The sequence below is a fragment of the Methylobacterium sp. J-070 genome (assembly GCF_022829385.1).
Taxonomy (GTDB): domain Bacteria; phylum Pseudomonadota; class Alphaproteobacteria; order Rhizobiales; family Beijerinckiaceae; genus Methylobacterium.
Genome location: NZ_JAKSXX010000066.1, coordinates 1 through 22,757, shown reverse-complemented (window position 1 = coordinate 22,757; position 22,757 = coordinate 1). Strand labels below are relative to the sequence as shown.

Annotated in this window: 25 protein-coding genes; 12 read left to right on the top strand and 13 right to left on the bottom strand. The window is 71.5% G+C overall.

Translation table 11 applies throughout. The annotated features are described in order from the left end of the window. The first annotated feature begins 56 nt into the window (after positions 1 to 56). Positions 57 to 1,019 (top strand): alginate O-acetyltransferase AlgX-related protein, encoded by a 963-nt coding sequence (locus MKL01_RS04745; RefSeq protein ID WP_243904074.1) that lies wholly within the window; start codon positions 57 to 59, stop codon positions 1,017 to 1,019. Here the strand turns inward: MKL01_RS04745 and MKL01_RS04740 are convergent. Then, positions 1,013 to 1,237 carry a hypothetical protein gene (locus tag MKL01_RS04740; RefSeq protein WP_243904073.1) on the bottom strand — a complete coding sequence of 75 codons (225 nt, stop codon included), beginning with the start codon at positions 1,235 to 1,237 and terminating at the stop codon, positions 1,013 to 1,015. The genes MKL01_RS04745 and MKL01_RS04740 overlap by 7 nt on opposite strands. Positions 1,238 to 1,473: 236 nt before the next feature. On the opposite strand from MKL01_RS04740, the gene MKL01_RS04735 reads away from it, so the two are divergent. The 6 genes from MKL01_RS04735 to MKL01_RS04710 all read left to right on the top strand — a co-directional run bounded on the left by MKL01_RS04735 (position 1,474) and on the right by MKL01_RS04710 (position 5,598). Further along, positions 1,474 to 2,448, top strand: coding sequence for a glutathione S-transferase family protein (locus tag MKL01_RS04735; protein WP_243904072.1), 975 nt, complete (start codon positions 1,474 to 1,476; stop codon positions 2,446 to 2,448). Between the two features lie 71 nt (positions 2,449 to 2,519). Further along, the gene (locus tag MKL01_RS04730; protein ID WP_243904071.1) at positions 2,520 to 2,984 is read left to right on the top strand and encodes a hypothetical protein; all 465 of its coding nucleotides are present in this window, start codon (positions 2,520 to 2,522) and stop codon (positions 2,982 to 2,984) included. A gap of 85 nt (positions 2,985 to 3,069) precedes the next feature. After that, positions 3,070 to 3,984: a thioredoxin gene (trxA, locus tag MKL01_RS04725; RefSeq protein ID WP_243904070.1), complete on the top strand. Its 915-nt coding sequence runs from the start codon at positions 3,070 to 3,072 to the stop codon at positions 3,982 to 3,984. Positions 3,985 to 4,021: 37 nt separating this feature from the next. Next, positions 4,022 to 4,687: an LON peptidase substrate-binding domain-containing protein gene (locus MKL01_RS04720; protein ID WP_243904069.1), complete on the top strand. Its 666-nt coding sequence runs from the start codon at positions 4,022 to 4,024 to the stop codon at positions 4,685 to 4,687. Positions 4,688 to 4,698: 11 nt separating this feature from the next. Further along, the gene (locus tag MKL01_RS04715) at positions 4,699 to 4,905 is read left to right on the top strand and encodes a Trm112 family protein (protein ID WP_243904068.1); all 207 of its coding nucleotides are present in this window, start codon (positions 4,699 to 4,701) and stop codon (positions 4,903 to 4,905) included. 303 nt (positions 4,906 to 5,208) lie between these two features. After that, positions 5,209 to 5,598 carry a hypothetical protein gene (locus MKL01_RS04710; RefSeq protein ID WP_243904067.1) on the top strand — a complete coding sequence of 130 codons (390 nt, stop codon included), beginning with the start codon at positions 5,209 to 5,211 and terminating at the stop codon, positions 5,596 to 5,598. Positions 5,599 to 5,703: 105 nt separating this feature from the next. On the opposite strand, the gene MKL01_RS04705 is transcribed toward MKL01_RS04710, so the two are convergent. From MKL01_RS04705 to MKL01_RS04680, 6 genes are all read right to left on the bottom strand, one after another. After that, positions 5,704 to 6,066, bottom strand: coding sequence for an STAS/SEC14 domain-containing protein (locus MKL01_RS04705; RefSeq protein WP_243904066.1), 363 nt, complete (start codon positions 6,064 to 6,066; stop codon positions 5,704 to 5,706). A 178-nt stretch (positions 6,067 to 6,244) separates the two neighbouring features. Next, entirely contained in the window at positions 6,245 to 8,446 is a 2,202-nt protein-coding gene (locus tag MKL01_RS04700; protein ID WP_243904065.1) for a primosomal protein N', read from the bottom strand. A gap of 64 nt (positions 8,447 to 8,510) precedes the next feature. Further along, positions 8,511 to 9,680 carry an MFS transporter gene (locus MKL01_RS04695; RefSeq protein WP_243904064.1) on the bottom strand — a complete coding sequence of 390 codons (1,170 nt, stop codon included), beginning with the start codon at positions 9,678 to 9,680 and terminating at the stop codon, positions 8,511 to 8,513. A 53-nt stretch (positions 9,681 to 9,733) separates the two neighbouring features. After that, positions 9,734 to 10,357: a hypothetical protein gene (locus tag MKL01_RS04690; protein WP_243904063.1), complete on the bottom strand. Its 624-nt coding sequence runs from the start codon at positions 10,355 to 10,357 to the stop codon at positions 9,734 to 9,736. Between the two features lie 260 nt (positions 10,358 to 10,617). Further along, positions 10,618 to 11,910, bottom strand: a complete 1,293-nt coding sequence (locus MKL01_RS04685) for an App1 family protein (RefSeq protein WP_243904062.1) — start codon at positions 11,908 to 11,910, stop codon at positions 10,618 to 10,620. Between the two features lie 21 nt (positions 11,911 to 11,931). Then, on the bottom strand, positions 11,932 to 12,330 hold the full coding sequence (locus MKL01_RS04680) for a DUF3775 domain-containing protein (RefSeq protein ID WP_243904061.1): 399 nt from the start codon (positions 12,328 to 12,330) through the stop codon (positions 11,932 to 11,934). A 254-nt stretch (positions 12,331 to 12,584) separates the two neighbouring features. Between MKL01_RS04680 and MKL01_RS04675 the strand changes: the two genes are divergently transcribed. Together MKL01_RS04675 and MKL01_RS04670 are read left to right on the top strand one after the other, a co-directional pair. Beyond that, positions 12,585 to 14,102, top strand: a complete 1,518-nt coding sequence (locus tag MKL01_RS04675; protein ID WP_243904060.1) for a hypothetical protein — start codon at positions 12,585 to 12,587, stop codon at positions 14,100 to 14,102. A 60-nt stretch (positions 14,103 to 14,162) separates the two neighbouring features. Beyond that, on the top strand, positions 14,163 to 15,485 hold the full coding sequence (locus tag MKL01_RS04670; RefSeq protein ID WP_243904059.1) for an HlyC/CorC family transporter: 1,323 nt from the start codon (positions 14,163 to 14,165) through the stop codon (positions 15,483 to 15,485). A 24-nt stretch (positions 15,486 to 15,509) separates the two neighbouring features. On the opposite strand, the gene MKL01_RS04665 is transcribed toward MKL01_RS04670, so the two are convergent. Next, complete coding sequence (locus MKL01_RS04665) at positions 15,510 to 16,898, bottom strand: aminotransferase (RefSeq protein WP_243904058.1); 1,389 nt, start codon at positions 16,896 to 16,898, stop codon at positions 15,510 to 15,512. Between the two features lie 127 nt (positions 16,899 to 17,025). Between MKL01_RS04665 and MKL01_RS04660 the strand changes: the two genes are divergently transcribed. Next, the gene (locus tag MKL01_RS04660; protein WP_243904057.1) at positions 17,026 to 17,559 is read left to right on the top strand and encodes a hypothetical protein; all 534 of its coding nucleotides are present in this window, start codon (positions 17,026 to 17,028) and stop codon (positions 17,557 to 17,559) included. Between the two features lie 138 nt (positions 17,560 to 17,697). After that, positions 17,698 to 18,189, top strand: coding sequence for a glutathione peroxidase (locus MKL01_RS04655; protein ID WP_243904056.1), 492 nt, complete (start codon positions 17,698 to 17,700; stop codon positions 18,187 to 18,189). Positions 18,190 to 18,215: 26 nt separating this feature from the next. Here the strand turns inward: MKL01_RS04655 and MKL01_RS04650 are convergent, their stop codons facing one another. The 4 genes from MKL01_RS04650 to MKL01_RS04635 all read right to left on the bottom strand — a co-directional run bounded on the left by MKL01_RS04650 (position 18,216) and on the right by MKL01_RS04635 (position 20,607). Then, entirely contained in the window at positions 18,216 to 18,536 is a 321-nt protein-coding gene (locus tag MKL01_RS04650; RefSeq protein ID WP_243904055.1) for a hypothetical protein, read from the bottom strand. Between the two features lie 138 nt (positions 18,537 to 18,674). Next, positions 18,675 to 19,466, bottom strand: coding sequence for an ATP12 family chaperone protein (locus tag MKL01_RS04645; RefSeq protein WP_243904054.1), 792 nt, complete (start codon positions 19,464 to 19,466; stop codon positions 18,675 to 18,677). 45 nt (positions 19,467 to 19,511) lie between these two features. Next, on the bottom strand, positions 19,512 to 20,177 hold the full coding sequence (locus MKL01_RS04640; protein WP_243904053.1) for an HAD-IA family hydrolase: 666 nt from the start codon (positions 20,175 to 20,177) through the stop codon (positions 19,512 to 19,514). 52 nt (positions 20,178 to 20,229) lie between these two features. Beyond that, positions 20,230 to 20,607, bottom strand: coding sequence for a hypothetical protein (locus MKL01_RS04635; protein WP_243904052.1), 378 nt, complete (start codon positions 20,605 to 20,607; stop codon positions 20,230 to 20,232). A gap of 203 nt (positions 20,608 to 20,810) precedes the next feature. On the opposite strand from MKL01_RS04635, the gene MKL01_RS04630 reads away from it, so the two are divergent. Beyond that, on the top strand, positions 20,811 to 21,524 hold the full coding sequence (locus MKL01_RS04630) for an alpha/beta fold hydrolase (protein WP_243904051.1): 714 nt from the start codon (positions 20,811 to 20,813) through the stop codon (positions 21,522 to 21,524). On the opposite strand, the gene MKL01_RS04625 is transcribed toward MKL01_RS04630, so the two are convergent. Beyond that, the coding region (locus tag MKL01_RS04625; RefSeq protein ID WP_409566200.1) for an RluA family pseudouridine synthase at positions 21,491 to 22,757 on the bottom strand (1,267 nt) is incomplete at its 5' end. The two genes, MKL01_RS04630 and MKL01_RS04625, sit on opposite strands and share 34 nt — an antisense overlap.

Below are 22,757 nucleotides of genomic sequence, written 5' to 3'. Positions count from 1 at the left end.
TTCGCCGTTCAGGGTCCGGTCTAGGCGCCCGGGCTTGGTGCGGCTAAAGCACCGCCATGTCCGAAGACCGGGAGAACGTGCATGTCGGCCGCGACGGCTGGTTGTTTCTTACCGGGGGGACCAACCGCGTCATGGACCGCTACCGCGGCGGCTTGCGGCACTGGCTGCTGCTGCGCGCCTGGACGCGGCTGATCAAGGTCCGCGCCGCCCGGGCGGAACGGCTCGGCATCCGCTGCCTTCACGTGATCGTCCCGGAGAAGTTGTCCGTCTACGACGACAGGACCGACCGCCTGCGCTACGCCCCGGCCAAGGCCTCGACGCGACGTCTCGCCCGGAATCTCGCCCGGCACCCGGCCTATCTCGACCTCCTGGCGCCGCTCCGGGCGGCCCGGAACGGTCCGGTGCCGCTGTACCTGCGCACCGATACCCACTGGACGGTCCAGGGCTGCCTGCTGGCCTACCGCGAGATCATGCGGGCGCTCGGCGCGATCCCGCCGGCCGATATCGGCGCGCGGCCGTCGATCTCATCGGACGAAATCATGGACATCGGCGAGAAGGTCCGTGACCGCCCGCGCGAACGGATCGAGCGCTTCATGCTCCAGCGCGACGCGGAGCGCGTCTCGGTCGGGCCCTTGCTCGCGGCCTACGAGGCCGTGGGGCGCGACCGGGAGATCCATGTCGGTGCGCATGTCGTCTACCGGAACGGATCGGCCGGCGCCGACCCCCGCCGCCTCGTCCTGTTCGGCGATTCCTGCGCGCATTTCGACCCGTTCCTGCTGACCGGGATGCTCGCCGAGAGCTTCAGCGAGGTCCACTTCGTCTGGTCGGCGAGCCTCGACTGGGCCTACATCGAGCAAATCAGGCCGGACATCCTGCTGTTCGAATTGGCCGAACGCTTCCTGGCTCGCGTGCCGAAGGACGACTTCGACGTGGCCGTCGCCGGCCAGCGCGGGACCGGCGGCCGCCTCGCGCGGCTCCGGTCGCAGGGCGTGGGGCTTGCCCCGGCCGAAGCTCAGTAGATCGCCGGCTCGAGGCGCGCGAAATCGCCGAGGCTCGCCGCCTGGTATTTGGCGTAGGATTCCGGCGCGCAGGCGATCCCGATCATCAGGACCAGCAGGGTCACGAGGCAGGCGAGCGTCGCCGTGACCACATCCGCGTGGCGCCGCAGGGCGTGGATCACCAGGCAGCCGAACGTGAACAGGGCTGCCTCGGCGACGGGCACCAGAGCAAACGACATCACTCCACCTCCATCAGATCTCGGTCGGACGCCGTGCCGGAGGCGGTGCGGCCGACGGCACGTGGACCAGACATGGCGGATTTTGCTGCAGTGCAACAGAAGGGGTGGCGCAGGCCTGCCTTGCGCGGAATTCTTAGGCCTATGGGAACCCCCAACCGGATCCTGCGCGGCGCCTCTTTCCGTCCGCGTCGCCGGGCCCATCTCGGGTTCACCTCCACCGGCTTCGGGACACGACCATGGGCCTCTTGGTAGACGGCGTCTGGCGCGACCAATGGTACGACACCGCCGCGACCGGCGGCCGCTTCGAGCGCAAGGCCTCGACCTTCCGCAACTGGGTCACCGTCGACGGTGCGCCGGGACCGACGGGGGAGGGCGGTTTCCGCGCCGAGGCGGGCCGCTATCACCTCTACGTCTCCCTCGCCTGCCCCTGGGCCCATCGCACCCTGATCGCCCGCGCGCTGAAGGGCCTGGAGGACGCGGTCTCCGTCTCGGTGGTCGATCCGCACATGGGCGCCGAGGGTTGGGTCTTCGGCCAGACCCCCGGCGCGACACCCGACCCGATCCACGACGCCCGGCGTCTCTACGAGGTCTACCTGGCGGCCGACGCGTCCTACACCGGTCGCGTCACGGTCCCGGTCCTGTGGGACCGGCAGCGTGCCACCATCGTGTCGAACGAATCCGCCGAGATCCTGCGGATGCTGAATGGCGCCTTCGGCGGCACCGGCCCCGACCTATACCCCGAAGATCTGCGCGAAGAGATCGATGCCGTGAACGCCCGCGTCTACGACCGGGTGAACAACGGCGTGTACAAGGCCGGCTTCGCCACGGCGCAGGATGCCTACGCGGCTGCCTTCACGGCGCTGTTCGACGAACTCGACGCGCTGGAGAGCAGGCTCGATGGCGGCCGCTACCTGTGCGGCGACCGTTTGACCGAAGCCGATATCCGCTTGTTCACCACCCTGGTCCGGTTCGATGCGGTCTATGTCGGCCACTTCAAGTGCAACCAGCGCCGGATCGCCGACTATCCGAACCTGTCCAACTATCTGCGCGACCTCTACGCGCTACCGGGCGTCGCGCCGACCGTGAACCTGCTGCACATCAAGCGGCACTATTACGAGAGCCATCCGACCATCAATCCGACGCGGATCGTGCCCCTCGGCCCGGAGATCGACTTCGCAGCCCCGAACGACCGCGCCTTGCGCTTCGGGTAGAGCCCGCGCGCCCTCGACGGCCGCCGCCGAGCGCCTAGTTCCGGTCTCAACAGGAGGAACCCCGACCCATCATGACGAACCGCCCGTGCCTCGCGCTGTTCTGCGCCCTCCTCAGCCTGCCGTCGGCGGCGCACGCGCAGGCCGCGTTGCGGCTCGAAGGGACCTGCGAGAGGCTCGTCATCGGCGCCCAGGACCTGAGCACGGCCTGCGCCAACGTGCTGACGAATGCGGTGAGCCGGAACCGCACGAGCTTCGACTTCACAACCTCCGACGGTCGGGCGCTCAGCTTCAGCGGCAACGGGGCTCAGCAGGAGGCCACGGAGGAGACCGATCCGTTGCAGCCGATCAACGCCGTCGTCGTCGGCCAGGACGGTACGCCCACCCTCGCCATCGGCGCCTGCCGATTCTCCACGCCCGAGCCCGGCCGCACAGCGATCACCTGCGAGGCGAGCGCGGCGGATGGGCGATCGTTCGCCGGAACATTCGTGACCGCGGCCAAGGCCCCGACCGGCGCCCCGGCGCCGGCACCCCGCTGAGCTGAGACACCGGGCCGGGCTGGTCAGACGGCGCGCGAAGCCCCATCTAAGGCACTCCCCGAGAGAAGGTTCCGAAGCCAGACCGATGCTGAACGACACCCTCGCCGGAGGCAGCGCCCCGGGCGGCGACGCCGGCTCCCTCGTCAAGGACACCACCACCGCCGGCTTCCGGCAGGACGTCGTGGCCGAGTCCATGCAGCGGCCGGTGCTGGTCGATTTTTGGGCGCCCTGGTGCGGCCCGTGCAAGCAGCTGACGCCGGTGCTCGAGAAGGTCGTCAAGGAGGCGGCCGGTGCCGTCGTCCTGGTGAAGATGAACATCGACGAGCACCCCTCGATTGCCGGGCAGCTCGGGATCCAGTCGATCCCGGCGGTCATCGTCTTCCAGAAGGGCCAGCCGGTCGACGGCTTCATGGGCGCCGTTCCCGAGAGCCAGATCAAGGAGCTGATCGCCCGGGTCGCCGGCCCGGTCGCGGACCCCGTCGAGGCGGCCATCGCCGAGGCCGCCAGCCTGATCGAGGAGGGCGACCTCGCGGGGGCCTCGGAGATCTACGCGGCGGTGCTGGAGCAGCAGCCCGACAATATCCCGGCGCTCGCCGGATTGGCGAAGCTGCAGCTCGACGCCGGCGAAGTCGAGAATGCCAAGCGCGTCCTCGCCATGGTCCCCGAGGCCAAGCTCTCCGACCCGGCGCTGGCGGGCATCCGTGCGGCCCTCGACCTGGCCGAGCAGGCCGCCTCGCTGGGCGATCTCGCGGGCCTACAGCGCGAGGTCGAGGCCAATCCGGATGCCCATCAGGCGCGGTTCGACCTCGCCCTGGCGCTCGCCGCCCGCAACGAGCGCGGGCAGGCGGTCGACCACCTGATCGAATTGCGCAAGCGCGACAGGGATTGGAACGACGACGGTGCCCGCCGTCAGCTCCTTCAGTTCTTCGAAGCCTGGGGCGTGATGGACCCGGACACGATCCGCGGGCGGCGCAAGCTCTCGGCGCTTCTCTTCTCGTGAGGTGCCGACTCGCGCTCCGACCCAGCAGGGAGGCGCCATGAGCACGCATGCGAGCTACAAGGGTCCTGCGGATTGCCCCGCCGTGATCCCCGTCTTCCCGTTGGCCGGCGCGCTGCTCCTGCCCCGCGGGCAGATGCCGCTCAACATCTTCGAGCCGCGCTACCTCGCGATGGTCGACGATGCCATGCGCACGGACCGGATCATCGGGATGATCCAGCCCGATCCGGAGGGGGCCGGGGCGGCGGCGCCGAAGCTCTACCGCGTCGGATGCGCCGGCCGCGTGACGCAGTACGCCGAGACCGGTGACGGGCGCTATCTGATCTCGCTCACCGGGATAAGCCGATTCCGGGTCGAGAGTGAGCTCGCCTCGGCGAGCACCTACCGGCGCTGCCACGTCTCGTACGACACCTTCGCGGTGGACTTCGAGCCGCGCGCGGGCGAGGAGCACGTCGACCGCGACGGCGTGCTGAAGGCGCTGCGCGATTTCGTGGAATCGAACGACCTCAAGGTGGATTGGGCGGGGATCGACGAGGCGCCCGACGAGGCGCTGGTCAACGCCCTGTGCATGATGAGCCCGTTCGGCGTGCGCGAGAAGCAGGCTATGCTCGAGGCGCCCGACCTGAAGACGCGGGCCGAGATCCTGATCGCGGTCACGCAGATGGAACTGGTTCGCGGCTCGGGCCCCGAATCGACGATGCAATAGGTTTGTACGCGATGACCAACGACCAGTCCGCCCCCGTTGAGGCGACCCGTGTCGACCCGAAGCTCCTGGAGATCCTGGTCTGCCCGCTGACGAAGGGCACCCTGGAGTACGATTCCGCCCGCCAGGAGCTGATCAGCCGTTCGGCGAAGCTCGCCTATCCGATCCGGGACGGAATCCCGATCATGCTGCCGGAAGAAGCCAGGCCGCTGATGGATTGAGTTCGCCTCGGCGTCCGGATCGTCTCCGCGCCAGCCTCCGGCCCGGGACCGGCGCGCCGTCATGCGGCCGTTTGGGATGAGGCACAGATCTGGATCTGTCTCCGCGGCGCCGTCTCCTGTTTCGGCATGATCGAACTTGACTGTTCCGCGATACGAACGCGGCGTAAGCCCGGATCGACCGGGCCGGGAGACGGTCATATTGTCGCAGTTTCAGTCGTTTAGCGTCGGTTCATCCCCAATCGATTATTCCGCTGGTTGACGCCGCTTTGCGCGGCGACCGCATTGCCGAAAGTTTGCTACGCTATGGCCAATTTCACCACCGCTGTGACCGTCGCCGCAGGCTTGCTCATCCCCGCAAGCCTGCCGGCCCGCGCGGAAATGGGCCCGCATAACGGGACCTGGTCGGTGGAACTGGTGACGGAGAGCGGCCTGTGCAGCGCCCGGTACACCTATGCGTTGGCGATCCGCGAGGGCCAGGTGCGGCTCATCTCGGGCAGCGCCGGGGCGCGCGTGAGTGGCCATGTGGGTGAGGACGGCAGCGTCGGGCTCACCGTCAGCAACGGCACGGCGAGCGGCACCGGGACGGGGCGGCTCAGAGCCGGCAACGGCGCGGGCACCTGGAAGGTGACCTCGCTGTGCTCGGGCCGCTGGACCGCGCGGCGGAGCGATAACCACACCGCGCAGGCCGAGTGAGACGACCGATGGCATCGTCCCGAGCGGCGGGCAACGCTTCCCGGGACAAGACGACGCTCCCTTAAGCGGGGCTGCCCGGGCCGGGTGCGTTCGGCTTCGGCCGGCTCAGGCGGCTGCGGCGAGCCAGGTGCGCGCCTCGTTCAGCCGGGCCCGGTCGAACACCTTGATCTGGGTCGGCGAGACGAAATTGAAGGTCTCCGCGAGCGCCTTCAACCAGGGCGCATCGGTCACCAGGGCGACGTGGCTGATGCTCTTCATCATCGAGATGCCGAAGCGCGGGTCCTTGAAGAACGCCGCCGGCTCCATGCCCTCGAAGGCGCGGATGTCCTCGAGCAGCTTGATCTTGCCGCCCTTGTCGAGATCGGCCTTCATGGCGGTCATCGCCGCGTTCATCTCGTCGTCGGTGATCTTTCCGTCGACCACGATCTCGGCGACGTTCGAATCCGGCGTCTTGGTGTAGGTCAGCACTGATCGATCCTCCGGGAACCGCCCGCGTCCCGTCGCCGGTCTCCGGCTCCGGGTCCGCCGCCCGCGGCCAGAGCCATACCCGATCGCGTCGCGATCCGACACGGCCCAAAACCGTCGCTCTATCGGGCTTCCTGACAGCGACACGGCGCCCGCCTCGCCGGGAAGCGCGCGAAGTGTCCTATAAAAAGCTCTGCGGGTCGACATCGATCGCGACGCGGACGTTGCCCCGCACCTTCGGCCCGCGGGCGATCCAGCCGCGCAGGTACGCCTGCAGGTCGACGTTGCGCTCGGTCTTCACGAGGAGGCGGAAGCGATAGCGGCCGCGCACCAGCGCCAGCGGCGCCTCGGCCGGCCCCAGCACCATCACGCCCTCCGGCGGATCGGCGGCGCGGGCGAGAGCCTGCCCGTGCGCCTCCGCCACCGCGCGGTCGCTCGCCGAGACGATCAGCGCGGCGAGGCGACCGAACGGCGGCAGCCCGGCCGCCTCGCGGGCCTGGATCTCCTCGGCGTAGAAGCGCTCGGCGTCGCCCGAGAGGAGGGCCGCGATCACCGGGTGGTCGGGCTGATAGGTCTGGACCAGCGCGCGCCCGGGCTTCTCGCCCCGCCCGGCTCGGCCGGTCACCTGCTGGAGCAGCTGGAAGGTGCGCTCCGCGGCCCGGGGGTCACCGGAAGTGAGCCCGATATCGGCGTCGAGGACCCCCACCAGGGTCAGCCCGGGGAAGTTGTGGCCCTTGGCCACCAGCTGCGTGCCGATGACGAGGTCGCACTCCCCCGCCGCCACCGCGTCGAGCTCCTGCCGCAGGCGCTCGGCGCCGCCGGGAAAATCGCTCGACAGGACGACGATGCGCCGGTCCGGAAACAGGGCGGCGGCCTCCTCGGCGATCCGCTCGACGCCGGGCCCGCAGGCGGTGAGATTGTCGAAGGTGCCGCAGGCGCTGCAGGCCTCGGGCCGGCGCTCGGTGTAGCCGCACTGGTGGCAGACCAGGGCCCGGCGGAAGCGGTGTTCGACCAGCCAGGTCGAGCAGTTCTTGCACTGGTAGCGGTGGCCGCAGGCCCGGCACAGGGTGAGGGGTGCGTAGCCGCGCCGGTTAAGGAACAGGAGCGCTTGCTCGCCCCGCTCCAGGGTGTGCTTCACCGCGCTGACCAGCGGCGGGCTGAGGAAGCGGCCGCGCTCGGGCTGGTCGAGGCGCATGTCGATCGCCGCGATGTCGGGCAGACGCCGTCCGCCGAAGCGCTCCGGGAGCAGCACGTGCCGGTAGCGCCCACGGGATGCGTTCACCCGCGTCTCGATGGCGGGCGTCGCCGAGGTCAGCACCACCGGGCAGCCCTCGAGGCGTCCGCGCACCACGGCCATGTCGCGGGCATGGTAGTGGACGCCGTCCTCCTGCTTGTAGGCGGTCTCGTGCTCCTCATCGACCACGATCAGGCCGAGGCGGTCGAAGGGCAGGAACAGGGCCGAGCGCGCGCCGACCACCACCAGTGCCTCGCCCTCCGCCACGGCCGCGCGCAGGCGTTCGCGCCGCTTGCCGCCGATCCCGGAATGCCATGCCGCCGGACGGACGCCGAACCGGGCGGCGAAGCGATCGAGGAACTGCGCCGTCAGGGCGATCTCGGGCATCAGGATCAGCGCCTGCTTCCCCGCCCGGATGCAGGCCGCCACCGCCTCGAAGTAGACCTCGGTCTTGCCGGATCCGGTGACCCCCTCCAGCAGGACCGGCCTGTTCTCCGCCGGCCGGGCCTCCGGGTTCGCACCGGGGGATTGGTGCCACGGGAACCCATCGACCAGCGCCGTGACGGCCTCGGCCTGGGCGCGCGAGAGCGGCGTGCGCGGGAAGTCCGGATCGGGGCGTGGGGCGACCGGTTCCGGCTCGACCGCGATGGCCTCCAGGGCGCCGTCGTCGACGAGCCCGTCGATCACCGAGAGCGAGACGCCGGCTTCCCGGGCGAGCGCGCTCTTGCCGCGCAACGCGCCGTCGGCGGCGACCGCCAGCACCTTGGTACGGGCCGGCGTGGGCCGGGCGGGCGGCTTGTCGGTGATGCGCACGGCGACCCGGACGGTCTCAACGGCGGCGGCCTCGTCGGGCAGGCGCAGCACCATCGCCAGCGCCGAACCCTTCGGCGCCAGGGTGTACCGGGCGATCCAGTCGACGAGGCTGCGCAGCGGCTCCGAGAGCGGCGGATAGGGCAAGCGGCCGGTCACCGGCCGCAGGTTGGAGCCGCCGCCGGTCTGCGTCAGCCCCCAGACGACCCCGACGATCTCGCGGGGACCCAGCGGGACCTGCACCACGTCGCCCGCGGTGAGATCGAGACCGGCCGGCACCACGTAGCTGTAGGGCGTATCGAGGGCGAGCGGGATCAGGATCTCGGCGACGAGGGGCATGCAGACATTTGGGCGGCTCCGTTCCGGCTCCGTACCATACACCGGAGGAAAAGAACCCGCCGCCTCAGCGTCGCCTCAGTCCAGGCACCAGCGGCAGGGCTGCCAGGCTGATCGCCGCCATGGCCCAGAAGGCCTTCGCCCCGAACGCCCCGTAGAGCGATCCGGAGGCCAGCGTGGCGAGCACCCCGGACAGGCCGAGGCCCAGGGTCCCGTAGAGCGCGAGCGCGGTGGCGCGCAGGTCCGCAGGCGTCGCCTCCTCGATCAGACCCAGGCAGGCGAGGTGCAGCAGCGCGAAGCTGAAGCCGTGGAGCGCCTCGACAGCGGCGATCCAGGGGATCGCGGTGGTCGAGCCCAGCACGATCCAGCGCAGGGCGCCGGCACAGGCCGCCACAGCGACACCGGCGGGAAGGCCGATCCGTCCCAGGAGCAGCGGGCCGACGAGCAGGAAGATTAGCACCTCGGCCGCCACCGATTCCGACCAGAGCAGACCGGCGGTGCCGGCCCCGATCCCGGATTCGCGCCACAGGATCATCGCGAACCCGTCATGCATCGCGTGCGCGCCGATCACGAGCGCGGCGGCTGCCACGGTCCGGCGAAAGCGCGGCCGTTTGATCAGGCTGGCGAGGCCGCGCCAGGGCGACGATCCTGTCTCGGCGGCGACCTTCGGGGCGATCGGGAGGGTCAGGACCGCCGCGGCGGCCGCGAGGAACAGGACCCCGCTCGCGACCACCGGAATGGCGAGGCCGTTCGCCTCGATGACCCGGCCCGCCGCGACGGTCGCGGCGATGAAGGCCGCCGATCCGGCAGCGCGGACCCATCCGTACTGGAAGACGGCGCCGCCGCGTGCGGCCGCCAGCGTCAGCGCGTCCGCGAGCGGCGCGGGCGCCGCGGTCCCGACGCCATAGGCGAGTCCCGCGCCGAGGAGCTGCAGGAACCCCGCGGCCGGGAGATGCGCCAGGGTGGCCGAACCGGCGAGCACGAGGCTCGCGGCGAGGACGCCGCGGCCTGCCCTGCGCCGGTCGGCGTAGGATCCCGCCAGGGGTCCGACGAGGAGCCGGAGGGCTCCGGCTGCGGCCAGGAGCGCACCGATCTGGCCCGGCGTCAGGCCCCGTTCGGCCAGGAAGCCCGGCAGGATCGGCGAGAGGCTGCCGTAGGCGCCGTAGAGCGCGGCGTACACGACCACGAACCGGGCGAGGCCTCCCCGCCGTTCAGTCCTGATCGCCGGGTTCCGCATCCGAGGAGCTTAGCATCCCCGGGCGGTCCCGCGTCAGCCAACCCTCGGATCCGTCAGGACGGGCGGCGGACGGCGTAGCGGAAGCGGCGCCCCGTAGCGTCCAGCAGCTCGCTGTCGGACCCTTCCTGCCAGAGGACCTCGTCCTCCGGCCTGGCGGCGTCGGTCAACGTCGCCCCGCGGACGATGTCGAGGTTGAGGCCGAAGCCGTAGCTCACGGCGGTCGCATCGGTGATCGCGGCCGAGATGTCGGCCTCGTCCGGCAGGCAGGCGAACAGTACGCCGTCGGAGATCGCAAGGGTGTAGGTTTGCAACGTGTTGGCTCCCGGAAAGCGGGAAGTGCCTGGATCGGCTTGGGGACGCCGAGACCTATGCATCGCGTCGGTGATGTGAAGTGCGCCGCACGGGATGCTGCATTGCATCACACCAAGGGGGCATCCCGGCGGGTTGCCCTCGCTTTCAGCTTCGGCGGCCGGGCAGCGCGCCTCGGGCGGCATGCGATGATCCGCCGAGATGACCGTGCAGCCGTCGCCGCCGACCATCAGGATCGCTTCCGAGGAGCCGGCCGCGCACGGATTGCAGACGTAGTCGCCACCCTGGCGGTGCAGGAGCGCGCGGTTGCTGTGGGCGTCGAGCATCTGCCGAGGCTGAATCACAACGGCCTTCACGCCGTCGATCACCGCCGGCTCTCCGGTTATGCCGCGCCGGTCGCGCAGGGTCGGCGAAAAGGAGGCCCCGTCACCGCGCTGCTCCCCCGATCTAGCCCCCAACCGCGCGAAGCCGGAACTCGACCGTTCGACGGCGGGCGTAGCCTGCGCGAGGGCCCACCCGGATCCCTTCCCTGATCCGCTTGTCGCAAGGTCGTCGAATGCATAGCCGCACGAACCTTGTGACAAACCAGCCCGCTGAAGCGGCCCCGGCGACGATCGGGGCCGAGCGTTCAGGGTTCCAGTCTCGGCAGCGCCGCCGGCTTGTCCGGCTCGACCACCAGGGTCGCCGGCACGGCGCCGTCGCCGGCGAGCGCTTCCGCGATCGCCTCCGGGGTGATCGGAGCCTCCGCCGCGGTGCCGTCGGTCCCCGCGGGTTCCGGGGTGATCCGGGCGGTCTCCCGCCGCGGCCCGGTCTCCGCCGCAGCGGCGTGCTCGTCGGCGACGCCTGTCACGGCCTCGGCGGGTATCAGCCCGATCGCCGCTGCGTGCTCGGCCATGGCGACGCTGTCGGCGGCGAGCACGAGGCTGGACCCGGCCCGGGCCACGGCGTCGGCGAGGCGCACGATCTCCTCGACCCGGGCGGCGTTGCGCGACACGTTGCGGATGTACACCGCCAGGATCCGCCCCGGGTTCTCCTCGACGATCTGCGCGTAGACCTCGGGATCGTGCTGGCCGCTGTCGCCGATCAGCACGAAGGGCCGGTCGCGATAGAGGGACAGCATGTGCCGGATCAGGGCCTGCTTGTGATGCGTCGCCCGGCGCGGCAGGGGATGGGTCCAGGACAGCCCCCATTCCCGCAGGAACAGCACCGGCCCGGCCGGGATCCCGTGCCGCTGGAAGAACTCCGAGAGCATCTCATAGAGTCCCCAGGGCGCGCGCGAGACGTAGAGCATCGGGTTGCCCTCGGCACCGCCGGCGCCGGCATGGAGCGCCCGGTACAGGGCGGCGACGCCCGGGAAGGCGACCCGGCTCTCGGCATCCTCCACGAACAGCCGCCAGAGCATCTTCAACTTGTTAGCGACGCCGGTGCGCATGACCGTGTCGTCGATGTCGCTGACCACCACGCATCGGGAGCGTTCGGGCGGGATGAACACCGCGCCCTCGGCGGGGATCGGCGGGTCCGCCTCGAGGCGCAACTCGATGGGGTGCCAGTCGCCGCCCTCCGTCGGGGACGTGTGCGGATGCAGGTGCACGCGGAAGTAGCCGTCGCGATCGGTCTCGACCCGGATGGCGTCGCCGCCGAACCGGGCCGTCACGGCCGCCCCCGCCACCTTCCGCCGGGCGATGCGCCGCCGCAGGTCGCGCCACTGCGCCCGCAGCGATTCGGGGTCCTCGCCGGGGATCCCGGGCGATTGGCGGAACACCCGGCCGATCAGGAAGACCTCGTCTCGGGACCCGTAGCCGCGATAGGGCTCGACCACCAATCCGCCGCGGCCCTTGCCGCCGTGCCCCTGCGCGCGACGGACCGGCCGGGTGAGGACCCGCAGCGCCTTGAGGGCGCCCTTGCGCAAGCGCCTGGACATGAGAGCGGGCCGTTCCGGCGCTCAGGCCGGCGGCAAGTCGGGGCTGAGCCCCAGGGCATCGAGGCCTTCCTCCAGGAGATCGCCGGCGATCGGCGAGCCCAACAGGGTCGGCACGACGCCCTCTCCCGCGGCCTCGCGCTCCCGGGCGAAGCGGACCGCCTCACCCCATTCCTCCGGCTCCATGTCGCCGCGGCCGACGTAGAACAGGGCGAGCAGCTCCGCGCGGGCATCGTCATCGAGCCCGGCGATCACGCCGCGGACCTCGGACTCCGTGGCGTCGTCGGTCCCGGAGATCAGGACGTCGGTCGCGCCGTCGTCGATCGGGTTCGAGCCCGAATCTGGATCGGTGTTGCCCTCCTTCACCTCGATCGCGCGCAGTCGCATGACGATGTCGGTGACGGTTTCGACGGCGATGTCCATGCGCTGATCTCCGGTTTCCGATGGGGTCGGGCCCGCTGGGCCTCAAGCCGCGACAACGGGCGAGCGGCCGCCGGGTTCGCCCGATCCCCAGCGAAGGCGGCATGCGTGGTTGACGCCCCTTCCCGGCCCGTCGACCCTGGGTTAGAGCCTGCGCGACTTCACCGACGACCGGATCGAAACTGGCGATAGACGTGGTTTGTTCGAAGACTACCGGGACATCGCCTGCCGATACCGTCGATCCCAAAGGCCGTAACGTGTCGCCACGGCGCGCCGCTGCGCCAGCGCCCACCCGCGCGGCCGGGCTCGCCGCCCTGATCGCGGCTGCGCTGACCGCGCCGGCGGCGGTCGAAGCCCGTCCGGCCGGTTTCGAGGGCAGCGCGCCGAGCTGCTACGTCACCGGCGGCGACCTGGAGATCTGCCGCGAGGGCTCCGAGGCGGAGGGCGTGCTGATCTCGCCGGCGCCCTGCGCCTTCGTGCGCGGTGTGCAGATCCTGCGACTCGCCCGCGCCGAGGCGCCGGGCCCCCTGCAGGCGCTGTTCCAGGGGCAGACGCCGGTGGCGACCCGCCGTGGCGGCGAGGCCTGTCCGGAGCGGCGCGCCACGGACAGCCGGGACGGCGGCGCCCTGCGCACCGGCCGGACCTTCGAGGCCCTGGCCACGACGCTCCCGCCATCGGCCGACCGGTTCTGGGTCGAGCTGCCGGAAGAAGCCGCGCGGACCCGGGGCTGGTCGGAGCCGACGCCCTCCGCCGAAGGGATCGGCCCCCGCGACCCAATCGCAGTCTCGGGCCGGGACTGGGCCGGCGAAGCCTACAGCTACGTGTTCCTGCTCGGGCAGGAGCGCGTGGGCGTCGCCGGCGCGGAGGATGCGGATACCGGGCGCGGCAACCGGCGCCGCCGTCGCGGGCCGGGGCCAGACGCGCCGGCGGACGGACCGGCCGATGTCCGGCGACGAGTCCAGATCGAGGCTCGGACCCTCGACTTCCAGACCTTCGAGATCCGCACCCGGACCGCCGACGGGTATGGGCTCGCCTGGACGCCATTCGAGGCCGGCGCAGGCCGCGGGCGGAGCGAGCCGCCGACGCCGGCCGCGGTGCTCGACGAGACCGGCAAGCCGGTGGCCTCCGCCTGCACGGCGCCGGCCTTCGAGACCCACGGCCTCGCCGGGTCGATCAACATCGTCGATCGCACCTACCACTACGTCTACACGGACGTGCTGCCCGAGGATTGCGGCCTCGCCCCCGAGAAACGCCGCACCGCGCTCTACCTGCGCACGGCCACGGACCTGTCCGGCCCGAAGGTCTGGTCCGCGGCGCGCAAGCTCGCCGGGCCGCTGCCGCCCGGAAGCCTCGTCCGCGCGGCGAAGGCCAAGGGCATGCCCCGCTGGGCGGTGTCCTACACCTGCCAAAGGCCGGCCAACGCGCCCGGCGGCCCGGTGGCCGATATCTGCCTGCAGTACACGCCCGACCTGAACCTCGACGGCATCGGCGCCCTCAAGCTCTACGCCGACCCGGTGGAGGCGGGGCGCTCTCCGGCCTATCTCGGCCTGCGCTCGGGCGGCGACGGCAGCGGACGCTACGACCGCAGCGCGCATTTCTGGATGACGGATGCGCAGGGCAACCTCGACACGCCCTTGATCTATCCCGGGAAGGCCGGGTTCCTGACCTGGCTCGACCGCCTGGCCCCCACCGCCTCCGGACGGGACGCGTCGAGCCTCTACGGCCGGCCGGTCTACTGGGCGACGTGGACGGTGCGTCGGATCGGCGCGCAATAAGCCGCGCGGGACGCTATATGGGCGTCCCAGCCGCCGCACGAGTCGTGCCTCTTGGAACCGATGGACACCCATATCGACCTGTGGTTCGCCGCGAGCATCGTGGTGATCTCGCTGCTGCTCTCCGCCTTCTTCGCCGGAGCGGAGACCGCCTTCACGGCGGCCTCCCGGGCCCGGATGCACGCCCTGGAGCAGGCGGGCGACCCGCGCGCCGCGATCGTCAACCGCATCCTGGCGATCCGCGAGCGGTTCATCGGCGCGATGCTGATCGGCTACAACATCGTGGCGATCGGCGCCTCGGCCTTCACCACGAGCGTGCTCACCGCCCTGTTCGGCAAGAGCGGCGTGATCTACGCGACGGTCGGCATGTCGGTGCTGGTGATCGTCTTCGCCGAGGTGCTGCCGAAGACGCTGGCGATCTCCAAGCCCGACAAGGCCGCGCTGCTCACCGCCCGGCCGGTGGCGTTCGCGGTGGCGCTGATGGGGCCCGCGGCCATCGCCATCGAGCACCTCGTGCGGCTGATGCTGAAACCGTTCGGGGTCACGATCGGCGAGCACCAGTCGATCCTCACCGCCTCCGAGGAGCTGCGCGGGCAGGTGGCGCTGATGCACCGGGAGGGCGGCGTCGCCAAGGCCGAGCGCGACATGCTGGGCGGCCTGCTCGACCTCTCCGACCTCTCGGTCTCCGACGTCATGGTCCACCGCACCAAGATGCGGGCGATCGACGCCGACCAGCCCTCCGAGGACATCGTCCGGGCGGTGCTGTCCTCGCCCTACACCCGGATGCCCCTCTGGCGCGGCACGCCGGAGAACATCGTCGGCGTGCTCCACGCCAAGGACCTGCTCCGGGCCCTCGATGCCGCCGGCGGCGACGCGTCGGGGCTCAAGGTCGAGGCCCTGGCGCTGGAGACGTGGTTCGTGCCGGGGACCACGTCGCTGCGCGCGCAGCTCAAGGCCTTCCTGACCAAGAAGACCCACTTCGCCCTGGTGGTCGACGAGTACGGCGAGGTGATGGGCCTCGTCACCCTGGAGGACATCCTGGAGGAGATCGTCGGCGAGATCGCCGACGAGCACGACGTTGCGGTCTCGGGGGTTCGGCCGCAGGGCGACGGCTCGGTCAACGTCGATGGCGGTGTGCCGATCCGCGACCTCAACCGGGCCATGGACTGGAACCTGCCCGACGACGAGGCCACCACCATCGCCGGCCTGGTCATCCACGAGGCCCGGACGATCCCCGACCAGGGCACCGCCTTCAACTTCCACGGCTTCCGCTTCCAGGTGATCCGGAAGGCCAAGAACCGGATCACCACCTTGCGGATCACGCCGCTGACCCCGACCGGGACCCAGGCGACCGCGCAGGCGGAGGACTCGCGCGACGGGGTCTGACCGCGCCGCGCCGGCGCGGACCGGTCAACCCGGCATCGCCTCCAGCCCCTCGGCGCGGATCCAGTCGCGGGTTCGGTCCAAGGCCCGGCCGAGCCGGCCGAACAGCGCGTCGATCTCGTCGGGGGTGATGATCAGCGGCGGGCAGACGGCGACCCGGTCGCCGGCCAGCGCCCGCACGATCAGGCCTTCGCCCTGCGCGAAGGCCACGCAGCGGCCGGCGACTCCGGCCTTCGGGTCGTATTGCCGCTTGGTCGCCTTGTCGGCCACGATCTCCAGGCCGCCGATCAGGCCGATCCCCCCGGCCTCGCCGACGATGGCGTGCCCGGCGAGCGCGGAGAGCCGGCTCTGGAAATGCGGTGCCTTGTCGGCGACGCCCTCGATCACCCGGTCGCGCCGGTAGATCTCGATCGCCTTCAGCGCCACCGCGGCGGCCACCGGGTGCCCGGAATAGGTGGTGCCGTGGCCGAAGGTGCCGATCTTCTCGCTCTGGCCGATCAGCGCCTGGTAGAGCGGCTCGTCGATGCTCACGCCGCCGAGCGGCATGTAGGCGGAGGTCAGGGCCTTGGCGAAGGAGATCGAATCGGGCCGGATCCCCAGGGCCTCGCTGCCGAACCACGTGCCGAGCCGGCCGAAGCCGCAGATCACCTCGTCCGCGATCATCCGCACGTCGTACTTCGCCAGCACCGCCTGGATCGCGGGAAAATAGCCGCGCGGCGGCACGATCGCCCCGCCGGCGCCCATCACCGGCTCGGCGATGAAGGCCGCGACCGTCTCGGGCCCTTCGCGCAGGATCGTCGCCTCGAGTTCCTCCGCCAGGCGGGCCGCGTAGGCCTCCTCGCTCTCACCCGGTTCGGCGCCCCGGTAATGGTGCGCGCAGGAGACGTGCAGGAAACCCGGAAGCGGCAGGTCCCAGTCGGCGTGGTTCGCCGCGAGGCCGGTCATCGACGCGCTCGCCACGGTGACGCCGTGGTAGCCCTTCTGCCGCGCGATGATCTTCTTCTTCTGCGGCCGGCCCAGCGCGTTGTTGTAGTACCACGTCAGCTTGACCTGGGTGTCGTTCGCCTCCGAGCCGGAGGAGGTGAAGAAGATCTTCGAGGTCGGGACCGGCATCAGCTCCTTGAGCGTCTCGGCGAGCTCGATCCCCGGATCGTGGCTGCGGCCGGAAAACAGATGGGTGAACGGCAGGCGCGCCATCTGCGCCCGGGCCGCCTCCACGAGTTCGGCGTTGGAGTAGCCGAGCGCCGTGCACCAGAGGCCGGACATGCCCTCGATGTAGGGGCGCCCCTCCGTGTCGTAGACGTGGACGCCGTCGCCGCGCTCCAGCACCAGCGGACCGACGTGCCGATGCGTCGAGAGGTTGGTGTAGGGGTGAAGCAGGGTTTCGACGTCGCGGGTCGCGAGATTCGAGAGCATCGGTCGCAAAGTCCTCTCATCGAGGGGATCCGCCGCCACACTACCGACCCGATGCCCGACCAGATAGACCGGTGGAGCCGCGGCCGGCCGTTGCCGGACGCATGCCGCCCCTTGCCATGCCCGACCGATGCTCGATCCCGAAGCCTTCGTCGCACACCCCGCCCCCGGCCGCGCCTGCGGCGCCTGCACGCTCTGCTGCAAGGTCTACGACGTGCCGGCAGTCGAGAGCGTCGCGGGCCAATGGTGCCGCCACACCAAGGCCGGGCAGGGCTGCGCCATCCACGCGACACGCCCCGATCATTGCCGGGCGTTCCATTGCCTCTGGATGACCGAGAACTGGCTCGGACCTGAATGGAAGCCCGACCGGGCCAAGATGGTCCTCAGCCTGGATCCGCTCACCCGCAACATGAACGTGCAGGTCGATCCCGGACAGGCGAATGCCTGGCGGCGGGAGCCCTATTACGGACAGCTCAAGCGCTGGGCCGCCGCCTCGGTGCCGTTGCGGCGGCACGTGCTGGTGCACGTCAACAAGGCGACCACCGTGGTCCTGCCGGACCGGGACGTCAGCCTCGGCATCGTCTCGGCCGACGAGCGTATCGTCTCGGACGAACGCATGACCCCGCAGGGCATGAGCTTCGATGTGCGGAAGGTCCCCGCCTGAGAGACCGGCCCGGATCGGCGGCCGGTTCGGGCTGGGCGATCGCCTGGATCGCGTTGCGTCCCGTCGTCTGAGCGCGGGACCGGCCGGGTCCGGGCGAGGGATCTTGCGGATCCGGCCGGATTGGCCGAGGGATCCGGCATGACCAGCGTCCACGATTTCACGGTCGCCGCCGCCGACGGCACTCCCCACCCGCTGGCGCAGCATCGCGGTCGCGTGCTGCTCGTGGTCAATACGGCCTCGCGCTGCGGCTTCACTCCACAATACGAGGGGCTGGAGGCGCTCTGGCGCCGTCACCGGGATGCCGGCCTGACGATCCTGGGCTTCCCCTGCAATCAGTTCGGCGCGCAGGAGCCCGGCGACGCCGCCGAGATCGCGCGCTTCTGCACGCTGCGCTATGCGGTGAGCTTCCCGGTGCTCGGCAAGATCGCGGTCAACGGACCGGACGCGGACCCTCTGTACGACCACCTCACCCGGGCCCGGCCCGGGCTGCTCGGCATCCGCGCGGTGAAGTGGAACTTCACCAAGTTCCTGGTCGGCCGCGACGGACGGGTCATCGAGCGGTTCGCCCCCGCCACCAAGCCCGCCGCCCTGGAGGCGAAGCTCGAGGCCGCGCTGTCGGCGACAGGCTGACGCGCGTCGAACGCGCGGTGGCGTCCTCAGGCGCCGAGGTCCAGATCCGCGAGGGGGCGTGTGCCGGCCCGTCCGCGGAGGGGCTCGCGCATCCGCAACAGGGCGCGAAGAGGCGCCATCGGGACGGGTCGCACGGCTCCGCGCAGGATGCCGACGAGGAAGCGAGTCTCCGAAATCTTTCGTACGGTCGACGCCGGTGCATTCCCGGTCTGCGCCCGGTTTTCGAGGCCCAGCAGCGCCTCGAAGAGAGCTTGGTCGCCGATTTCTCCTTTCGGAGACTGTTTACGCGCGATCAGAGCCGTCAGCTCGTCTTCGAATTTGCATGTGACGAACTGATCGGTACGCATGGTTCACCCGAACACGGGACAGAGGTTTCTTAAGTCAGTCCTCGCGGGGAGTCATCCGCCGCGGCGCGGATTTCGTTCGCCGCGTGGGAACGTTGCGCGATTGCATCTGCCTGACCGGCCGCGGACCGCGCGCGCCCGTCAGCGCCGCGATCCCACGATCTCGGCGGCCGCGTCGAATTCGGCCCGGCGGGCCGCCAGGCGCGCCTCGGCTTCGGCGTCCCGGCCCCAGACGTCCGCCTGGTAGGTCTCGTCGACATGCGCCGCCGCCCAGGCCTCCGCCGGGGTGAGGCGCCCCCTCAGCACGGCAAGCGCAATCAGCAGCGATCCGGTGAGCGTCGTCAGCGTGTGCAGGGCCGCCAGGGCGAACGGATCCGTCACCGCCGCGACGGCGTCGGAGAGGGCCCGCACCGTGTCGGGCGGCTGCTCCACGTGCATCACGCCTTCGCTCAGGATGACCCGGGCGCCGAATTCGTCCCGCGCCCAGGCGAGGATCGGATCCCAGGCCGCGGCCTGCGCCGCCACAAGGCGTTCCGGATCCCCCGCCCGGTAGGCGACGAGGTCCGTGCCCGCATAGGCACTGAGGTCGGCCACGACCGCCGCCCGCCGGGGTGCAACCCCGTCGATGGCGGTGTTGGCGAGGCGGGTCAGGGGCATCCGCGCCGGATCGATCGAGGTGTCCTGCGCGCCCCATTCGGCCGCGACCTTCTCGGCCAAGGCCCGGCTGGGCAGGCGCAGCGGGTTGCGGGCCGGCGTATTGGCCGGCCGCCCGTCCAGCGTCAGACGGAACCCGTCCGCGTCCTCGGCGAAGCCCGCTTCCGCGTAGAAGCGCCGGGGCAGAGCGGGCTTGGCGTGGCCGCGGGCCGCCCGCACCGGGTCTGGCCGCTCGCCGTCGCCCGGTTGCCCGAGCCAGTCATTCGTCTCATCGCTCATCACCGCGAGATAGGCGCTCCCGGGCCCGCAGGCGAGCCTTCCGGCTCAGCGGTGCGCCTCCGTCCCGTCGAGAAGCTGCGCCTCCAGCGCGGCCACGCTCGGGACCACAGTGACCGCCCCGGCTCCGTAGAGCGCCTCCGGCGGATGGTAGCCCCAGGCCACCCCGACCGCCGTTGCGCCGGCCGCCACCCCCATGGCGATGTCGAAGGTGGTGTCGCCGACCATCACGGTGGCGTCGGGCGCGCAGCCGGCCTCGGCCATGGCCTGCTGCAGCATGGTCGGATCGGGCTTGGAGGGCGCGTCGTCGGCACTCTGGGTGGTGGCGAACCAGTCGGTCCAGCCGTGCTGCGCGATCAGCCTCTCGATCCCGCGCCGCGACTTGCCCGTGGCGAGGCCGATCAGCAGGTCCTCGCGGGCCCGCAGCTTCGCCAGGAGGTCGGCCATGCCGGGAAAGAGCGGCTCGTCGTGCGCCGGATCGAGGCGCAGGCGGTTGTAGGCCAGCTTGTAGCTCTCCGAGAGCTCCGCGATCGGGCCGTCCTCGCCGACGAGGCGGCGAAAGGCCTGCGGCAGCGACAGGCCGACGACCGACAGCGCCTCGCGCCGGTTCCGCGCGGGCAGCCCGTTCTCGGCGAATGCAACCTCCTGGGCCGCGACGATCAGGTGCTGGCTGTCGACGAGGGTTCCGTCGACGTCGAAGACGACGAGCCTCATCGTCCGCCGCGAGCCGGCGGACGGCCGCGGGCCCCGCGCAGATGCGGGCCCGTCACGGCTTCCGCCCCGGCTGAGCCGGCGGGGGCGCCGCCGGGGCCTGCACCGCCTGGCCGCGGGTCCGCTCGTAGCCGAGACGGCAGCGGATCAGGAAGCGGCGGCGCTTGCCGCCGCGCAGCCCGCGCTGGTGCGAGGCGCGGTTGCAGGCCGCGTAGGACCGGCGGCGGCGTTCGGCCCGGGCGCTCGCGGCCGGCCGCGGCGCCGCCTGCGCGGGGGCCGCAGCGTCACCGGGCGCCGGGCGCGGCGCCGCCGACTCGACCGGCGATGCGCCGTTCGGCGGCGCGGTGGGCTTCGCGGCATCGCCCGGCGCCGCATGCGCGATCGGCCCGGTGAGGCACAGGGCAGCGAGGCAGGCGAGCATCGCGAGCTTCATGCGTCAGGGTCTCGAAAACCGTCGGGAACCGGCCCCGCAGCGGATCGGCAGGGCGCGGTGCAGCATATGAGGCGGGGCGGCCGATTGCCAAGGCGTGCGCGGCGCGAGACTCTCGGACCTCGGGCTGCCGCCGCCTGCGGACGCGGCGGCCCGGCGCGTCGCTCGCGCGAAGGTTATCGCGCAGCCGGTAGGGTGATCCGACGATGAACCTCCTGCTCCTGCCCGGTTTCATGACCGACGCCGACCTCTGGACGGACGTGGCCGCGCGCCTCGCGCAGGTCGGGCCGGTCGCGCACGGCGATCTCACCCGCGATGCCGCGATCTCCGACATGGCCCGCCGGGTGGCCGCGGAGGCCCCCGACCGGTTTGCCCTGATCGGATTCTCGATGGGCGGGTACGTCGCCCGCGAGGTCGCCCGGCTCGTGCCGGATCGGGTCCGGGCGCTCGTGCTGATCGCCACCTCGGCGCGGGCCGATACGCCCGACCAGGCGGCCCGCAAGGCCGCCGCCGCCGCCCATGTCGGACGCCACGGCTTCAGCGGACTGAGCCGGGCCGCGATCCTGCAATCCGTGCATCCGGCGCGCACCGGCGACGACGCGCTGCTGGCGCGCATCCGGCGGATGGGCGACCGGCTCGGCGGCCCGGTCTTCCTGCATCAGGCCGGGCAGGCGCGCCAGGGCGACCGCGACCGGCTCGGCGCCATCGCATGCCCGACCCTGGTGGTGGCCGCGGCCCAGGATGCCCTGCGCGGCCTCGACGAGGCCTGCGAGCTGCGGGACGGTATCGCCGGCGCCACCCTGACCGTCATCGAGGGATCGGGCCACATGCTGCCCCTGGAAGCGCCGGAGCGTCTGGTCGACGCGGTCGTGCCGTGGCTCCTGGATCAGGCCTCCGGCGCCTCGACGATCGGGTCGTAGCGGCCGGCATCGAAGCCCAGGAGGTTCCAGCTCTGCGCCATGTGCGGCGGGAGCGGCGCGCTTACATCTACGGGCTTGCCGGTCCGCGGATGCGGGATCACGATCCGGCGGGCGAGCAGGTGCAGGCGGTTCTGGATGCCGCCGGGCAGCTCCCAGTTCTCGACGGAGAAGTATTTTGGATCTCCGACGATCGGGTGCCCGATATGGGCCGCGTGGGCGCGCAGTTGGTGGGTGCGGCCCGTCACCGGCTTGAACGACAGCCAAGACAACTTCTGCGCGGCCTGATCGACCATCGCATAATACGTCAGCGCGTGGCTCGCGCCCTCGTCGCCGTGCTTGGCCACGCGCATCCGCGCGTCGGCATCGGTGGGTTCGTCCTTGGCGAGATAGGTCGAGACCCGGCCCTGCCGGACCCGGGGCACGCCCGCGGAGAGCGCCCAGTAGATCTTTCGCGCCGCTCGGGAGCGGAAACTCTTCGCCAGCGTCGCGGCGGCGAGCCGGGTCTTGGCGACGATCAGGCACCCGGCCGTGTCCTTGTCGAGTCGATGCACGAGGCGCGGCTTCTGGCCGTCCGGGCCGGTCAGGGCCGCGAGCAGCCCGTCCACGTGGCGAACCGTCCCCGATCCGCCCTGGACCGCGAGGCCGAAGGGCTTGTTGAGAACCATCATCTCGGCGTCCTCGTAGAGGATCAGCGAGCGCAGGAATTCCGCGTCGTCCAGTTCGCGCGCGGCGTTGCGCGGGCGCTCGGTGGGCTGGTCGAGGCGCAGCGGCGGCACTCGCACGCTCATGCCGGGCTCCAGACGGTCGTTGGGCTTGGCCCTCTTCCCGTCGACCCGCAATTCGCCCTTCCGGACGATGCTCTGCACCCGGGTGAACGGCAGGAGCGGGAAGCGCGCGGTCAGGAACCGGTCGATGCGCATGCCCGCCTCGTCGGCCTCGACCGTCAGGGTCTGCACCCCCGACGCGAGGGTCGCGGAGGCGGCGGCGCGCTGCTGGCGCCGGGTCGGGCCGGGGACGGGGGCCGGAACCGCAGGGCCCGGTCGCGACGCGGCCGGTCTGGGCCCGGGCGGGGGCGAGGCCTTCCGCGCGGGCCGTAGCCGATCCCGAGGACGCGCAGGCCCGACACCGAGCCCAGGAACTCGTGCAGGGCGCGCCCGACCACGCGGTGCGTCGTGCGGCCCAGGGGGCTGGCGTAGAAGGCCCGCAAGCCATTGACGTCGAGACGCATGAAGG

Bases quoted from the DNA above. Each gene is read 5' to 3' on its own strand.
- MKL01_RS04745 (WP_243904074.1), top strand. From the start codon at position 57: ATGTCCGAAGACCGGGAGAACGTGCATGTCGGCCGCGACGGCTGGTTG.
- MKL01_RS04740 (WP_243904073.1), bottom strand. From the start codon at position 1,237: ATGTCGTTTGCTCTGGTGCCCGTCGCCGAGGCAGCCCTGTTCACGTTC.
- MKL01_RS04735 (WP_243904072.1), top strand. From the start codon at position 1,474: ATGGGCCTCTTGGTAGACGGCGTCTGGCGCGACCAATGGTACGACACC.
- MKL01_RS04730 (WP_243904071.1), top strand. From the start codon at position 2,520: ATGACGAACCGCCCGTGCCTCGCGCTGTTCTGCGCCCTCCTCAGCCTG.
- trxA (WP_243904070.1), top strand. From the start codon at position 3,070: ATGCTGAACGACACCCTCGCCGGAGGCAGCGCCCCGGGCGGCGACGCC.
- MKL01_RS04720 (WP_243904069.1), top strand. From the start codon at position 4,022: ATGAGCACGCATGCGAGCTACAAGGGTCCTGCGGATTGCCCCGCCGTG.
- MKL01_RS04715 (WP_243904068.1), top strand. From the start codon at position 4,699: ATGACCAACGACCAGTCCGCCCCCGTTGAGGCGACCCGTGTCGACCCG.
- MKL01_RS04710 (WP_243904067.1), top strand. From the start codon at position 5,209: ATGGCCAATTTCACCACCGCTGTGACCGTCGCCGCAGGCTTGCTCATC.
- MKL01_RS04700 (WP_243904065.1), bottom strand. From the start codon at position 8,446: ATGCCCCTCGTCGCCGAGATCCTGATCCCGCTCGCCCTCGATACGCCC.
- MKL01_RS04695 (WP_243904064.1), bottom strand. From the start codon at position 9,680: ATGCGGAACCCGGCGATCAGGACTGAACGGCGGGGAGGCCTCGCCCGG.
- MKL01_RS04685 (WP_243904062.1), bottom strand. From the start codon at position 11,910: ATGTCCAGGCGCTTGCGCAAGGGCGCCCTCAAGGCGCTGCGGGTCCTC.
- MKL01_RS04680 (WP_243904061.1), bottom strand. From the start codon at position 12,330: ATGGACATCGCCGTCGAAACCGTCACCGACATCGTCATGCGACTGCGC.
- MKL01_RS04670 (WP_243904059.1), top strand. From the start codon at position 14,163: ATGGACACCCATATCGACCTGTGGTTCGCCGCGAGCATCGTGGTGATC.
- MKL01_RS04665 (WP_243904058.1), bottom strand. From the start codon at position 16,898: ATGCTCTCGAATCTCGCGACCCGCGACGTCGAAACCCTGCTTCACCCC.
- MKL01_RS04660 (WP_243904057.1), top strand. From the start codon at position 17,026: ATGCTCGATCCCGAAGCCTTCGTCGCACACCCCGCCCCCGGCCGCGCC.
- MKL01_RS04655 (WP_243904056.1), top strand. From the start codon at position 17,698: ATGACCAGCGTCCACGATTTCACGGTCGCCGCCGCCGACGGCACTCCC.
- MKL01_RS04650 (WP_243904055.1), bottom strand. From the start codon at position 18,536: ATGCGTACCGATCAGTTCGTCACATGCAAATTCGAAGACGAGCTGACG.
- MKL01_RS04645 (WP_243904054.1), bottom strand. From the start codon at position 19,466: ATGAGCGATGAGACGAATGACTGGCTCGGGCAACCGGGCGACGGCGAG.
- MKL01_RS04640 (WP_243904053.1), bottom strand. From the start codon at position 20,177: ATGAGGCTCGTCGTCTTCGACGTCGACGGAACCCTCGTCGACAGCCAG.
- MKL01_RS04635 (WP_243904052.1), bottom strand. From the start codon at position 20,607: ATGAAGCTCGCGATGCTCGCCTGCCTCGCTGCCCTGTGCCTCACCGGG.
- MKL01_RS04630 (WP_243904051.1), top strand. From the start codon at position 20,811: ATGAACCTCCTGCTCCTGCCCGGTTTCATGACCGACGCCGACCTCTGG.